This window comes from Aminobacter sp. GW821-FHT11F06 (genome assembly GCF_058808215.1).
Genome location: NZ_JBXARL010000008.1, coordinates 180033 through 194376 on the forward strand (window position 1 = coordinate 180033; position 14344 = coordinate 194376).

The 14344-nt window shown below is 60.6% G+C and carries 11 protein-coding genes and 2 pseudogenes; 10 read left to right on the top strand and 3 right to left on the bottom strand.

The features are described 5' to 3' along the window. The first annotated feature begins 27 nt into the window (after window positions 1-27). From AC1RTB_RS20015 to AC1RTB_RS20055, 9 genes are all read left to right on the top strand, one after another. The gene (locus tag AC1RTB_RS20015) at window positions 28-2214 is read left to right on the top strand and encodes a type I secretion system permease/ATPase (RefSeq protein ID WP_492880954.1); all 2187 of its coding nucleotides are present in this window, start codon (window positions 28-30) and stop codon (window positions 2212-2214) included. After that, entirely contained in the window at window positions 2211-3695 is a 1485-nt protein-coding gene (locus tag AC1RTB_RS20020; protein WP_492880833.1) for an HlyD family type I secretion periplasmic adaptor subunit, read from the top strand. Before AC1RTB_RS20015 ends, AC1RTB_RS20020 begins: the two co-directional genes overlap by 4 nt. A gap of 374 nt (window positions 3696-4069) precedes the next feature. Next, window positions 4070-4234: a hypothetical protein gene (locus AC1RTB_RS20025; RefSeq protein ID WP_492880834.1), complete on the top strand. Its 165-nt coding sequence runs from the start codon at window positions 4070-4072 to the stop codon at window positions 4232-4234. A 402-nt stretch (window positions 4235-4636) separates the two neighbouring features. Next, window positions 4637-6217, top strand: coding sequence for an ABC transporter substrate-binding protein (locus AC1RTB_RS20030; protein WP_492880835.1), 1581 nt, complete (start codon window positions 4637-4639; stop codon window positions 6215-6217). Window positions 6218-6228: 11 nt separating this feature from the next. After that, the gene (locus AC1RTB_RS20035) at window positions 6229-7164 is read left to right on the top strand and encodes an ABC transporter permease (protein WP_492880836.1); all 936 of its coding nucleotides are present in this window, start codon (window positions 6229-6231) and stop codon (window positions 7162-7164) included. 2 nt (window positions 7165-7166) lie between these two features. Beyond that, complete coding sequence (locus AC1RTB_RS20040) at window positions 7167-8051, top strand: ABC transporter permease (protein ID WP_492880837.1); 885 nt, start codon at window positions 7167-7169, stop codon at window positions 8049-8051. Between the two features lie 4 nt (window positions 8052-8055). Continuing rightward, window positions 8056-9066 carry an ABC transporter ATP-binding protein gene (locus tag AC1RTB_RS20045; protein ID WP_492880838.1) on the top strand — a complete coding sequence of 337 codons (1011 nt, stop codon included), beginning with the start codon at window positions 8056-8058 and terminating at the stop codon, window positions 9064-9066. Beyond that, entirely contained in the window at window positions 9053-10084 is a 1032-nt protein-coding gene (locus tag AC1RTB_RS20050; protein WP_492880839.1) for an ABC transporter ATP-binding protein, read from the top strand. Before AC1RTB_RS20045 ends, AC1RTB_RS20050 begins: the two co-directional genes overlap by 14 nt. 52 nt (window positions 10085-10136) lie before the next feature. After that, window positions 10137-11381: an aminotransferase class V-fold PLP-dependent enzyme gene (locus tag AC1RTB_RS20055; RefSeq protein ID WP_492880840.1), complete on the top strand. Its 1245-nt coding sequence runs from the start codon at window positions 10137-10139 to the stop codon at window positions 11379-11381. On the opposite strand, the gene AC1RTB_RS20060 is transcribed toward AC1RTB_RS20055, so the two are convergent. From AC1RTB_RS20060 to AC1RTB_RS20070, 3 genes and pseudogenes are all read right to left on the bottom strand, one after another. Continuing rightward, on the bottom strand, window positions 11368-12639 hold the full coding sequence (locus AC1RTB_RS20060) for a M24 family metallopeptidase (protein ID WP_492943836.1): 1272 nt from the start codon (window positions 12637-12639) through the stop codon (window positions 11368-11370). The genes AC1RTB_RS20055 and AC1RTB_RS20060 overlap by 14 nt on opposite strands. Then, entirely contained in the window at window positions 12570-13415 is an 846-nt protein-coding gene (gene hutC / locus AC1RTB_RS20065) for a histidine utilization transcriptional repressor HutC (RefSeq protein WP_492880842.1), read from the bottom strand. Before hutC ends, AC1RTB_RS20060 begins: the two co-directional genes overlap by 70 nt. Before the next feature lie 55 nt (window positions 13416-13470). After that, window positions 13471-13569: pseudogene (locus tag AC1RTB_RS20070) on the bottom strand (ArsR family transcriptional regulator); the annotation flags it as partial. Between the two features lie 55 nt (window positions 13570-13624). On the opposite strand from AC1RTB_RS20070, the pseudogene AC1RTB_RS20075 reads away from it, so the two are divergent. Further along, window positions 13625-14143, top strand: a pseudogene (locus tag AC1RTB_RS20075) (FAD-dependent oxidoreductase); the annotation flags it as partial. Window positions 14144-14344: the final 201 nt, after the last annotated feature.

Consider the following 14344-nt stretch of genomic DNA (forward strand, 5'->3'; position numbering starts at 1 on the left):
CTTGCTCGGCAACTTTGCGGCGCCTTGATGAACAAAATTGCACCCAACCCAGCCAATGGCGATGATGCCGATGGTCCATTTGCAAACACGCCCGTCGACACTGGATTGATGGCGCTCACCGCCATTGCCGGCTACTTCAGAATTTCCACTGCGGTTGACAGTTTGGCACGCGAAGCCGCGTTGAAGGACGTTGCCGGCGGCGACGACATTTTGCGCGCGGCAAGTTCGATTGGCCTCAAGTCCCGCAAGGTCGACGCCCATGAAAAGCGCCTTAGCACTTTGCCGATGCCTGCGATCGCATGCCTGACAAATGGCACTTTTGCCATTTTGGGCGGCAGGGTCTCGAATGATGGCTCTTACCGAATTGTCGACCCTGTCGACTTCAGGGCCTCCGAAATGACAGCAGCCGAGCTGCTCAGCGCCACTGGCGGGCGGTTCATCCTGGTTCAGAGGCGTTTTGGTGGCGCTGGTGTTTCGCGTGACAGTTTCGGCTTTAGATGGTTTTTGCCATCCATCTGGCGTTACCGGAAATCATTCGGACATGTCTTGCTGGCGTCGCTGTTTGTTCAGCTTTTCGCGCTGGTCACGCCACTGTTTTTCCAGGTCGTCGTCGACAAGGTCCTTGCACACCGCAGCTACTCGACGCTGATTGTCCTGGTGATCGGCCTCGCCGCCATCGGCCTGTTTGACGTCGTCCTTCAATATCTGCGCACCTATGCGCTGTCGCACACGACCAACAGAATTGACGTGGAGCTGGGGCGGCGTCTGTTCCGCCATCTGCTCAACCTGCCGCTCAGCTATTTCGAAACCCGTGCCGCCGGACAGACCGTGGCGCGTGTGCGGGAGCTGGAAACCATCCGCAACTTCCTCACCGGCCAGGGGCTTTTTTCGGGGCTGGATTTCATATTTGCAATCGTCTTTATCTTCGTGCTGTTTTGTTACTCGACAAAACTCGCCTGGATCGTCGTTGCGTCGATACCGTTTTACCTCGCCATCGGTTTTCTCATCCGGCCGTTCCTCAAGGAGCGCATCGACGAAAAGTTCGATCGCGGCGCTTACAGCCAGCAATTGCTCGTGGAAACGGTTGTTGGCGTCCAAACCCTCAAGGCGTCCGCCGTCGAGCCGATCGTCGCCTCCCTGTGGGAGGAGCGCCTGGCTGCTTATGTCCAGTCGTCGTTTGCCGCGACAATGCTGGCTGCGAAGGGGCAGAACGCCATCCAATATGTCAGCAAGGTCACCAGTGCGGCACTGCTTTTGTTTGGCGCGCAGGCCGTCATTGATGGCGAATTGTCTGTCGGGGCTTTGGTCGCATTCAACATGATCGCGGGGCAGGTGGCACAGCCTATCCTGCGGCTGTCGCAGCTGTGGCAGGACTTCCAGCAGGTTCAGGTCTCAATCTCCCGGCTTGCCGATATCTTGAACGCGCCGCAGGAGCCGCGGCCAACGGTGCCGGTGAGCTTACCGCGGCCAAAAGGCGCTATCGAGTTCAAGTCGGTCACCTTCCGCTATTCGCCGGACGGGCAGGATGTCCTCAAAAACGTGACAGTAACTGTCAAACCGGGCGAGGTGATCGGAATTGTCGGCCCCTCCGGTTCCGGCAAGTCCACGCTGACGAAGCTGGTGCAGCGCTTTTACATCCCCAACAACGGGCAGGTGTTCGTCGACGGTCAGGATATTGCCCAGGTTGATCCGGCGTGGCTGCGCTCAGGCATCGGTGTCGTGCTGCAGGAGAACATGCTGTTTAATCGCACTATCCATGACAACATCGTCTTGGCCACCCCGTCGATGTCGCGTGAAGCGGCGATCAGGATGGCCAAACTCTCAGGCGCTGATGAGTTCATCTCCAAGCTGCCGCACGGTTATGACACGGTCATTGAAGAGCGCGGCGCAAATCTCTCCGGCGGGCAACGCCAGCGTCTCGCCATCGCCCGCGCACTCGCAACGAACCCGCCGATACTCATTCTCGACGAGGCGACCAGCGCGCTCGACTACGAGAGCGAACGCATCATTTTGAACAACATGCGTGAGATCGTGCGGGGCCGAACAGTCATCATCATCGCGCACCGTCTCGCCACCGTCCGGTTCTGCAACCGCATCATCGGCATGAAGGACGGTGTTGTTGTGGAGCAGGGCACCCACGACAGTCTGCTGGCGCAGAAGGACGGCCTGTATGCACATTTGTGGAACCTCCAGACCGGGACCGCGCAGTCATGAGCTGGATCACGGATCTACCGAAAGGGTTGTTTTCGCGAGGCGAGACAAAGCGCAGTCGCGCCGACAATGAGTTTTTACCGGCCGCCCTTGAGATTCTCGAGACGCCGGCATCACCGGTCAAAACGGCGTTCACCTGGTTCATCTGTGTTCTGGCAGCCGGGGCACTGCTTTGGAGCTATCTCGGCACGTTCGACATCGTGGCCACCGCCCAGGGAAAAATCCAGCCCACCGGCCGGGTGAAGGTCATCCAGTCGATCGAGACGGGGAAAACAACCGCCATACCGGTGTCGAACGGAACCAGCGTCAAGGCTGGCGATGTCCTTGTTCAGATGGATGGAGCAGCCCTGCAGGCGGAGGTTTCCGCCCATGCGGCCAATCTCGCGGCACTCCGCGCGGAGGTGATGCGCCGAGAAGCGGTGCTGGCCAATCTCTCTGTGTGGGTCAAGGATGGCCTCGGCGATAAGGAGCGACTGATCCAGCATGATCTGATGATGTTTTCCGCACAAATCCCGGAGGCGTTTCAGCAGCGCGAGCGTTTGAATTTTAAGGCAGAGCTCGCGCAACTCGCCTCGTCGATCGACAATCTCAATGCCCAATACGAGCAAAAGCAGTCCGAGATCATTCGGCTGAACAGCACAATCGCTGCCCAGAAATCGTTGGTGGATACATTGTCGGAGCGGGTGAAGATGCGCTCGACGCTGGTTGCGGCAAAGGCTGGAACACGGGCCAGCGTGATCGATGCCGAGGAGGCTCGTCAGAAGGAGCGCACCGAACTGACCATTCATGAAGGGCAATTGGCTGACGCACAATCCTCCTTGCGGGTCATTGACACCGAGGCGACCAAACTTGCCGACACCTTCGTCGCCGACAACATTCAGCGTCTGTCCGACGCGTCCCGGCAGATCGATGCGGTTGAACAGGAGCTGAAGAAAGCCGAAATTCGGCTTCTGGCAATGACGATCCGCAGCCCTATCGACGGCGTGATCCAAGCCTCCGCGATCACCACCGTTGGACAGGTCGTGTCGGCGGGCAACGAACTGATGCGCGTCGTGCCGAAAAACTCATCGCTGGAAATAGAGGCCTATCTGCCAAACCGAGATGTCGGCTTTGTTTCTGAAGGCCAGCCTGCGGTTATCAAGGTCGAGGCGTTTCCGTTCACGCGATATGGTGTGATCGAGGGTCGTGTCACGCGTGTTGCGACGGACGCCATTCCCGAGCCCGATGCGCAACAGCTGGAAGGCGCAGCGGCAAAAGAGCTTCAAAGCGCAATCCCCATCGGCAACGTCCAGCGCATGCAGAATCTGGTGTTTCCGATCACCATTCATCCCGACAAGAACAGCATCGAGGTCAACGGAAAGAACCTACCTTTGTCGGCAGGCATGTCCGTCACCGTTGAAGTGAAAACCGGCCGCAGACGGATTATCGAGTATCTATTCTCGCCGCTGGCTGAGGTGTCGTCGCAGGCGATGAAGGAGCGATGACGGGGAGATAGACAGCCGGCCACCTTCCGGCGGTCCAAAGAATGGTATCGGATCCGACAGCCTTGACGATGCCAGCGCCCTCATGGCCTAAGACCGCAGGCAACGGCATGGGATAGAACTGTCGCGGATCACCAGTTCGTTGTGGCAAATGCCGGTCGCCACAACGCAAACCCGCATCTCGCGTCCACCGGATCGGCTGGGTCAGGTTGGCCATGACAAAGTCTGCGCCCTTTTCGGGCACCAAGGCGGCGGTGATTTTCATCTGGGTTTCCTGCGGTTAAAGGGGTGGAGGGATGCACCCCCCACCACCGATGTCAGAGCGGGTATTGCGAGACCGTCTCGTTGAAGCTGCCACTGGCTGTGCGGCGCGCGGCTTGTTCTGGTTGCCGCCGAAAGCGAACCATATCCTGCGCTTCATGCCGGCGGTTCTCTCCATCACCGAAGGCGCAAAGGTCGGCTTGCCGTTTGATCCGTTGCCCTGGCGCGTGTTCGTGACGGGTTCGCTGTTCGGGTGCACCATCCCGCTGGGTGCCACGTAGAGCGGCGTCGTATGCGGGACGCCATTGAGCGTGGAGATATGGCTGAGCGCCGGGTGGAAGTGACGCAGTCCGGCTCGCCGAAGGGCACGGGCCGTTCATGCGTCCTGATGGGCCGCGCTGTCGAAGACCGTGTCGCTCATAAATCGCCATATCTCGAACATGTTGCGATGAGCTGGGGGCCAACTCCAAGCCGCTTCTGCATGGCAACGGATGGTCTCCACTTCCCCAACGCGTGATGAGAAAAGCTAGCTGCCAACGCTGCCCTGACGGGCCGAAATTCCTATTGCATATACAAAAGAAACAAGTTACGTTTTTATTGTCTAGACAAAAGAGTGTTTCCTCCTTGCGCGTCATCGCAAGCTGGGCAGCGACACCACCACAAATGTCACAAGGGGAACTTGGATGACCGCATCACGACGTACTTTTCTCAAAGGTTTGGCGGTTGCGCCGGCCATATTCGGCGGTCTCTCGTCGACAATTGCTGCCTACGCACAGGAGGCCAAGGTGCATGGCGATCTGATCGTTGCGATCGCCAAGCCGGCCGGGAACCTCGATCCGCACAAATACATCGGTCTGTGGGCAGTACAGGATCTGATGTTCGAGCCGCTCATTCGCTACGGCAAGAATGGCCAGATCCAGCCCGCCCTCGCCACCGAATGGGCTGTCGAGGACAATGGCAAACTGCTCCGCGTCAAGCTTCGGCAGAACGTGACTTTCCAGGACGGCACGCCCTGGGATGCGGACGCCATGATGTGGAACCTGGATCGCTGGATTGGCAAGCCTGCCAACAACTGGATGAATTCATCGCGGCTTTATGCCGGCCACAAGATCGTGGATTCGCACACAGTCGAGCTGCAGTTCAAGGAGCCGGTGCTCGGGCTGCTCTACGAGTTCTCCTATGTCCGGCCATCGCGCTTCCTCAGCCCGAAATCGGTCGACAAGGACGGCAACTATCAGACGCCGGTTGGAACCGGGCCATGGATCCAGGAGAGCGCGTCTAACAGCGAAAGCACTTTCAAGCGGTTCGATGGCTATTGGGGTGATCTGCCTTCATTCGAGCATGTCGAACTGAAGGTCCTGCCGGATTCACGCAGCCGCATGGCGGCGCTTAGGGCAGGGGAGATCGATCTGGCCGGCGGCGACTATCTGGCCCCCATCAAGGCCACCGAAGCCAAGGCGCTGGAGAGCGCGGGTATTCCTGTCACGGTCGAGACCGGATCGACAACAATTGTGCTTGCCTACAATCCCGACCGGAACGAAGCACTGAAAGACGTGCGTGTACGCAAGGCGATCAACATCGGCTTCGACAGGGCAGCAATCGGGCAGGTGCTCTACCAGAGCCTGGCAGAGCCGGCTGGCAGCCTGTTTCCCGCCAATGTTCCGCATTCCGGCAAGCGCTTCGATGTTGCCACGCGCGACGTCGAGGCAGCAAAGGCGCTGCTCGAGGCTGCAAGCTGGAGCGGTTCGGGGATCCGCGAAAAGGACGGCAAGAAGCTGTCGCTTGAGCTGGTGGTCTCTGAGGAGCAGATGGCAGGCTCGCGCTCGCTCGGCGAAATCCTGCAGTCACAGCTTGGCGAGATTGGCATCGATCTAACGATACGCTCGGTCGACCATGCTTCGCGCCACAGTGACATCCCGGCGCGAAAATACGACATGGCGCTGTTTTATACTTTGGGTGCGCCCTACGAGCCGTTCGGAACCCTGGTCGGCCTGTTCTTGTCGACGTTCAACAATGGCGTCGACGGCAAGCTGTTCCTCGATCCCGCAAATCTCGATCCGCTGGTCCTGGCGGCCGCATCGGCCTCGGAAGCCGACGTGGAGGGCGCGACGCAGGCCATCTATGACTGGCTCTACAACGAGGTCGCGATTTCTCCGCTGTTCTACGCGCCGATCATCTGGGCGCATGCTCCGCGGGTTCAGGGCTTCACGCCTCCGTCGACGGAATACGACCTTCCCTACAAGAACATCACCTTGGGCGCGTAAGGGCGGATCCGATGCTTACACTAGTCTCGCGCCGCCTGCGCAACTCGCTTGTCCTGTTGGTGCTGGCGACACTGCTCTGCTTCACCCTGGTGGTGTCGGCGCCCGGTAACATTGCGGTCCTTATCGCGGAACTTCGCACACCCAAGGCCACCTTTGCCGACATCCACAAAATCGAGCTGGAATTGGGGCTGAACGATCCGATCGTCGTGCGCTATTCGCACTGGCTCACCGGCGCCTTGCAGGGAAATCTCGGCATTTCCTACAAGACCGGCGAGGATATTGGGCCGGCTTTGTCCAGCCGCCTGCCGATCACCGCGACGCTCGTTGCCGGCGGTGCGACCTTTGCGATGCTGTTCAGCTTCGTACTTGGCTTTGCCGGCGCACTTTGGCCGGGACGTTTCGCCGATGTCGCCACTCGCACGGTCGCCCTGCTTGGCGCTTCGATGCCATCGTTTTTTGTCGGCGCGCTCTTGATCTACGGTTTGGCGGTACAGCTTCGGCTGTTGCCCACCTTCGGCTCGGCAGGGCTTTCGAGCTGGATCCTGCCCTGGATCACCATCGGACTGTTGCCTGCCGCCGTCCTCAGCCGGGTTGTGCGTGTGGGCTTGGAAGAAGCGATGTCGCGGCCCTTTGCGCTGACCGCGGTCGCCAAGGGCCTGACGCGGCGGACGATCCTTGTCCGCCACGCGCTGCCCAACATCGCGCCGACCTACATCAACGCGCTGGGCGCCCAGACCGGTGCGATGGTGGTTGGCGCGGTGGTTGTGGAGCCGCTGTTTGCCCTCAAGGGCGTGGCTGACCTGTTCCTATCGGGCGTTCTCTTCCGCGACTTCATGGTCGTTCAGGCGTGCCTGCTGGTCTTCATATCGTTCTTCATTCTCCTCAACCTCCTCGTCGACATCGGGATGATGTTCACCGATCCCAAACTTCGGCGTCAGGGAAGCTGACCATGAAATTTCTTCGCGAATTCCTGTCTTATACCTCAAGCCTACCCAGGCTGGCGCTCTGGGCTGTCGGCACCTTTCTCTTCCTAGGCATCTTCGCGCCCTGGCTGACGCCGCATGACCCCAATGCACAAAATCTGCTTCAGGCACATATGGGCCCATCCTTCGCTCATTGGCTGGGTACCGACCATGTTGGTCGCGACACCCTCAGCCGCCTGATCCTGTCGGCGCGTACCTCAGTCGTCGGCATGACCCTGGTCCTGGTGCTGGCACTTTCGGTCGGAGTCACCATCGGCACTGTCGCAGGCTATCGTCGCGGCTGGGTCGAAGAAGCCCTGATGCGCATTGTCGATGTCGGGCTGGCAATGCCGAGCCTTATCGTTGCGCTCGCCGTCATCGGGATTTTCGGCACTGGTTACTGGAACATGATCCTTGCTTTGGCGCTTGCCTGGTGGCCGGGCAGCGCGCGTATCAGCCGGGCGGTGGCGGTCAACGTCATGAACAGGCCGCATATCGAATCCCTGCGGGTGCTCGGCGCAAGTCCCGCCCGGATCTACTTTCACCACCTGTTGCCTGCAACGCTGGGTGCCGTGCTGGTTTACGCAACAGCGGATGCAGGAGCGGTCGCCCTGGCAATCGCAACGCTGAGTTTCCTTGGGCTGGGCATCCAGCCGCCAACGCCGGAATGGGGTCAGATGCTCGTCGATGCTCTGCCCTATCTCGAGTCGTCGCCGCGTCAGGTCATCCTCCCAGGACTGGCGCTTACCTTGGCAGTGATCGGCTTCAATCTGCTTGGCGAATCCATTGCGCTGAATCGGGTGCCCACCTCGCTTTCCCGCAAGACACTTCGCCAGAGGCGGATCACGGCAGCTGCATGGAAGAAGGCATAATCGGATGGCTTCGAACGATATTCTGAGGGTTTCAGATCTCTCTGTCGATCTGTTCACCCAGCGCTCCGTCATCCGGCCGGTCGACGGTGTCAGCTATTCGGTTGCTGCAGGCGAAACGCTCGCGATTGTCGGCGAGAGCGGCAGCGGCAAGACGGTGTTGAACTTTGCACCGCTCGGCCTGATGCCGACGGGCGTCAATGTCGACCTGAGCGGCTCGATCCTGTTCAGCGACATCGAGCTGGTCGGCATCGCCGATCCCGCCTTGCGAAAGCTGCGCGGCGGCTCGATCGGTACGATCTTCCAGGACCCGATGAGCGCGCTTAACCCGGCACGCACCATCGGCAGGCAGATCGCCGAGGTGACCGAACTGCATATGGGCCTGAGCTCCAGCCAGGCCGAAAGCCGCGCACTCGACCTGCTCAAACTGGTCAGGATGTCCGACCCCGACGCGCGGCTGAAGCAATACCCTCACGAGCTTTCCGGCGGCCTTCGCCAACGCGTGATGATCGCTATCGCCGTTGCCGCCGAGCCGAAGCTTCTGATTGCCGACGAGCCCACCACCGCTCTCGACGTCACCGTGCAGGCGCAGATCATTGCCTTGCTGAAGGACCTGCAGAAGCGGCTGAACATGGCCATCGTGCTCATCACCCACGACATGGGTGTCGTCGCCGGGATCGCCTCGCGTGTTGCCGTCATGTATGCCGGCCGGGTCGCCGAATACGGCCCCGTCGGCGATGTTCTGGTCGAACCACGCCATCCCTACACAATGGGCCTGATCGACGCCATTCCGCGCGCCGACGATGCCCCTGGTTCGCTGTTTCGCGGGTTGCCTGGCGCACCTCCGATCCTTGGCGCGCCCATCCGGGGATGCGCCTTTGCACCCCGCTGCCACGCAGCAATCGAAAGCTGCCACATCAGGCGCCCGCCGCTGGTGTCAACAGTCCAGCCGCAGGTTTCAGCAGCTTGCCCGATCATCAACAAACAAGTTCACGAGGGCGCGTATGTCCAGCACTAAGTCGGTCCTGCGCGTCGAAAACCTGGTGACGCGGTTCAAGAGCGTCGAACGCGGCAAATGGGTCAAGGCGGTCGATGGCGTCAGCATCGAGCTCCGTGCCGGCGAAATCGTTGGTCTTGTCGGCGAATCCGGTTGCGGGAAGTCGACGCTGGGTCGCTCGATCGTGGGGCTCGAACGTCCGCAAAGCGGCCGTATCCTGCTCGACGATGTCGATCTGAGCGGCCTTGGCGGGCGCAAGCTGCGCGAAACGCGACGAGCGGTCCAATATGTCTTTCAGGACCCGTATGCCTCTTTGAACGATCGGCAGACGATCGGCGAAGCGATAGCCGAAGCTCTGGTGATCATCGGTATTCGCGATGGGATCCGGCAGCGCCGGCGGGTTCACGAACTGCTCGACCAGGTCGGATTGCCCGACACGGTGGCGGATCGCTATCCGCGCGAATTGTCAGGCGGTCAGCGCCAGCGCGTAGCAATCGCCCGCTCGCTTGCGGTGGAGCCACGCGTGCTGATCTGCGACGAGCCGGTCAGCGCGCTCGACCTGTCGATACGTTCGCAGGTCATGAACCTGTTTCTGAGCCTGCAGAAGGATCTTGGCGTCGCCTGTCTTTTCATCGCCCATGACCTGGCGCTCCTACGTCAGGCCGCGTCGCGAGTTTATGTGATGTATCTCGGAAAGATTGTCGAGCAGGGGACCTCGCTCGATGTCTACGAAAGACCGACCCATCCCTATACGCGCGCGCTGCTCGCCTCGATCCCGAGTGCGGATCCGCGCATCGAGGCAACGCGCGAGGTTCCGGCACTGCTGGGCGACATACCGAGCCCGACCAATCCGCCATCCGGCTGCCGGTTTCGAACGCGCTGCCCGAGCGCGATGGAGGCATGCGCTGCAGCCGAGCCGCCTACGGTCTGGGTTGGTCCCGGCCACGGCGCGGCCTGCATCATTGCCGACCAGATAGGCGCGACCAAGGTGGTGCCTGGGCCTGAGCCGCGGCGCCTGCCACAGCAATTGTCCGCTTAAGCGCCCGCAACGGCACAGACACAGATCCAGACCAATGACGGAGGCATCTAGGATGTTTTTGAACAGTGACACAGCTCATACGAGCTCGCTGAAGAATGCGCCCGACAACGAAGAGTTCTGGGGCGGGGTGCGCAAGACCATGGAGCCGATGTACACCCACACACAGTTGGTCAATACTCGGCGAGGGTCGTCACCACTTGAAGTGCGCGACCGCGTCAGGTCGCTCGTAGACCTGTCGCTTTCCTATGAACTCGATGAATACGAGCCATTTCGCGACCTCAAGGAAAGCGGGTCCTCGCTGACGATCCGGCAAATGCTGGCCGACTATTTCGGTGGCGGCGCCGACGAGATCGCCCTGACGCGCAACGCCATGGAAGGCATCGCCACCGTCTTGAACGGCGTGACGCTGAAGCCAGGCGACGAGGTCATTGCGACGAAATACTGCTACGATTCAAACCTCGCGATCTTGAGGCAGCGCGTCGAACGTGATGGCATTGTGCTCAAGCTCATCGATCTTCCCTTCGGCCGTGGAAGCGAAGCCGAGTTCGTCAAAGCCTTTTCGGACGCCATCACCGAGCGGACGCGACTGATTACATTTCCCCATGTCGTTGTCCGCACCGGTCAGGTGCTGCCTGTGAAGCCGTTGGCGGAACTGGCACGCGCCAAGGGCATCTTCAGCTTCGTCGATGGCGCCCATTCGGCTGGGCATATCTGCTTTCGTCTCGACGAGCTTGGCTGCGATGCCTTCGCGACCTGCCTTCACAAATGGATGTATGGTCCGCGCGGCACCGGCTTTCTCTATGTCCGACGGGACAAGATCGCCGAGGTCTGGCCGATCTGGGCAAGCTGGTCGAACAAGCCGGCAAGCTCCATCGAGAAGTTCGAGGAGGTCGGGTCGGTGTTCAAGGCGCTGCCAGCATCAATTCCCGACGCGTTGGCGTTCAATTTGCAAATCGGCCAGGAAGAGAAGGCCGCGCGGCTGCGCTATATGCGCAATCGCTGGATGATCCCGCTGAGCAAGCATGAGAGGGTCACGATGCTGACCGACATCGATGCCGAGCCGGGCACCGGCTTCGGGGCGTTTACGCTCAACGGCATCGATCATGCGCAGTTTGCCAAGGTGCTGCTCGACGAATTCAAGATCAACGTCTTGTCGTTTGCGATGGATGAAGACCCTTCGCTGAAGGGCATCCATGTCTCGCCTGGCCTGTCGAACAGCCTTGAAGAGATCGATCGCTTCGTCGAAGCGGCGCACATCGTTCTTGGCCAGCTCGGCTCGAACCTCACGCAGGTATGAGCAGCAATTCGCGTTCGAGACTGGTGAACGCCTCCGCGCCGGTGGCGGTCACCAGGAAGGTGTCCTCGCTCATCATGCCGCCCCAGCCGGGGCGGTAGTAAGGCGCCTCGATATTGACCACCATGCCCTCCCGCAACGCGACGGGATTTGAGGCTGCGATTGTCGGATACTCATGGCTCTCGATGCCGAGACCATGTCCGACATGGTGACGCTTGTATTGTGGCAGCCCGGCCTGGCGGACGGCTGCCACGGCCTCATGAAAAAGCGCATCGGTGGTCACCCCCGGCGCGACCATGGCAGAAGCCTTGCGGTGACCCATCGAGGTCGCCCCAAAGGCCGAAAGCACATCCTTGCCCGGCTCGCCAACGAAGGCGGTTCGCGCGGTGTCGGACCAGTAGCCACCTAAAGTGGCGCCGACATCGATGCGGACGATGTCGTTGGCGGCGATCCGGCGCTGGGTCGGATAGGCATCGGCAAGCGCGCTGCGCTGTCCCGAAGTGACGACGACGAAGCCCGGCAAGCCGCCTTGTAAGGTCATCTCGGAGGATATTCTTGCGGCAAGCTCGTATTCCGTCATGCCCGCCTTGGCGTCGCGCAGCGCTTGGCCGAGAGCGATTTCGGTCAGTGCGGAGGCGCTGCGCAGCAGGCTTATCTCGAGCGGGTTCTTGACCGCGCGCGCGTTGCGGAAAAATGTTGCGGTGTCGTTCGCGTCGACCAGTTGCAGCCCTTGCGCCGAACCGAGCCTGGGCACGTCGCCAAATGCACTGTCGATGCCGAGCTTGCGCCTGCCGCCGGCCAGTTGGGCGATGGCAGCGGACACTGCTTCATCGAATGTGCCGAACGCGACGACATCTGCGCCTTTGCGCTCGCGCAACTCCTGGTCGTCGAAGAAAAAATTACCATAGCAAAAGTACCGCAAATCCTCGCCGACAGCCTCGGCGGCGGACCAGAGATCGGCCTTGGGGCCAACAAGGATCCACGCGTCTGCAACGAGGACCACCGCCATCTTGAGCAGCCAGCTGGTGTCGAAGCCCATGCTTTTGTAGCCACTGCAGTAAAAGACATGGTGGGGCTGGGTCGCCACCAGCACGACGCTTCTGTCGCCGATCTGATTGAAAATGGCTTCCCGGTTTCTGCGGGCCAGCTCTCTGACGTCCACCGACGCGCCGTCCATTTGATCTGCTGTGCTCATGGTTGAAGAGGATTGAACTCGCCGACAAACTCGTTGCGGTCGGCAGGGTAGGTCAACTTTACCCATGTCACCGGCATGGCGTCAGCCCATGTCTGGCGAAGAGATACCAGCAGCGGCGCGTTCACGCCGACACCAAGTTGCGCAGCCTGTCCCGCCGTTGCGATCTCGGCGCGGATAGTGTGACGAAGCCGCGTGCAAGGAAGCCTGGCGAGAAGCCAGATGTTGGGCGTTTCGGCCTCGAAATCCGCGTCCACTGCGTCGGGGGCAGCCTGCAGATTGATGAGCCGTTCCTCCAGCACTTCGGCCTTGCCAAAACCGCTGTGCACCGCATGCAGCCGTAGCAACGGGGTGCCTGCCTCCACCTCAGGCCAGAAGGGCGTGTCTGCGCCGGCCGTGATCAGGGATGAGCCAACGACCCGGTAGGCATAGGTTCTGCCTTTGGCCTCGATATCTTGCCTGATATCGAGGTAGCCGATCACCGCATGGGATTCCGTGGTCTGCGCGACGCGCGTTCCCTGCTTGCGCCGGCGCTCCAAAAGCCCTGCTTCGGTGAGCTTGGACAGCGCCTTGCTGACGGTTGCCCGGGTTGTCGAGAATTTCTCCAGCAGCGTGTGCTCGGAGGGGATGCGGTGACCGGCGGGCCAACGCCCGCTCATGATTTCGGCGCGAACAGCACGCTCGATCTGCCTGTAGATCGGACCGTTGCCGTCCAACTCGATCGTGTCAGCCAGTTCGGTATTTGTTTCTTGGTCCGTCAACGTCTTGGAAGCTCCAAAAAAATGCGCTTTCAAACCATGCGGTTTGTATTGTCTACACATAAGATAGCGCGTCGATTTCTGCAATAACTTCCAAGCGTTTCGAGCATTGGCCGAGTGCCTGCCCGATGACACTAGAAGTCTATCGCCGCGTTCGCGGCGTGGCCAGGTCTTCAAGTGGCAGCGCGGTCTTGTACTTGACCTGCTTGAGGGCAAAGCTCGAGCGGATGTTGGCGACGTCGCGTGTCTTGGACAGGCGGCCTTGCTGCTACCATCGCGCGCAAGTGGAAACTTAGGCGCTGCTGCACGTCGTGGCGGTCAAGGAGGAGGCGGAGCGTCTGGCCGACCACGGCGTAGCCTTCGACACGCCGACCGTCGATCTCGACAAGCTGCGCGGCTTCAAGGCGGGCGTTGTCGGCAAGCTCACCGACGGGCTGAAGGGCATGGCGCGCCTGCGCAAGGTCGAGGTGATCAGAGGCACGGCGAAATTTGCGGATAGCAGCTCGGTCGATGTCGAGTTGTTCGACGGCACAAGCCGCGGGATAGCTTTCGCCAAGGCGATCGTCGCTGCCGGCTCGGTGCCGGTCAAGCTGCCGTTTCTGCCTGATGACCCGCGCATCGTCGACCCCACCGGCGCGCTCGAGCTGCCCTTCATCCCCGAACGCATGCTGGTCATCGGCGGCGGCATCATCGGGCTCGAAATGGCAACCGTCTATAGCGCGCTTGGTGCGCGTGTCGATGTGGTCGAACAGCTCGACAGGCTGCTGCCTGATGTCGACCGCGACGTGGTCGAGAGCTGGCGCAAACGCAATGCCGGGCAGCAGGGGGACGCGGAATGCACCTTCCCAGTTCGTCGCGGACGGGTTGGGTATTAGTGGCATCTGGCCAGACATGGTAGGCAGGCCCGTTGTCAGTGGTGGAGTACCAGCACAATCGCTGTTGGGGATGCCGAGCTCGTCCGGGGCCTCGTATCTCAAGCGATTGTGGCTAAACTGATCTTGAATAGTACTTTCTGC

Coding starts and splice junctions, on each gene's coding strand:
- AC1RTB_RS20050 (WP_492880839.1), top strand. CDS start 9,053: ATGTCCAGCACTAAGTCGGTCCTGCGCGTCGAAAACCTGGTGACGCGG.
- AC1RTB_RS20035 (WP_492880836.1), top strand. CDS start 6,229: ATGCTTACACTAGTCTCGCGCCGCCTGCGCAACTCGCTTGTCCTGTTG.
- AC1RTB_RS20060 (WP_492943836.1), bottom strand. CDS start 12,639: ATGGGTAAAGTTGACCTACCCTGCCGACCGCAACGAGTTTGTCGGCGA.
- AC1RTB_RS20015 (WP_492880954.1), top strand. CDS start 28: ATGAACAAAATTGCACCCAACCCAGCCAATGGCGATGATGCCGATGGT.
- AC1RTB_RS20045 (WP_492880838.1), top strand. CDS start 8,056: ATGGCTTCGAACGATATTCTGAGGGTTTCAGATCTCTCTGTCGATCTG.
- AC1RTB_RS20020 (WP_492880833.1), top strand. CDS start 2,211: ATGAGCTGGATCACGGATCTACCGAAAGGGTTGTTTTCGCGAGGCGAG.
- AC1RTB_RS20030 (WP_492880835.1), top strand. CDS start 4,637: ATGACCGCATCACGACGTACTTTTCTCAAAGGTTTGGCGGTTGCGCCG.
- AC1RTB_RS20055 (WP_492880840.1), top strand. CDS start 10,137: ATGTTTTTGAACAGTGACACAGCTCATACGAGCTCGCTGAAGAATGCG.
- AC1RTB_RS20040 (WP_492880837.1), top strand. CDS start 7,167: ATGAAATTTCTTCGCGAATTCCTGTCTTATACCTCAAGCCTACCCAGG.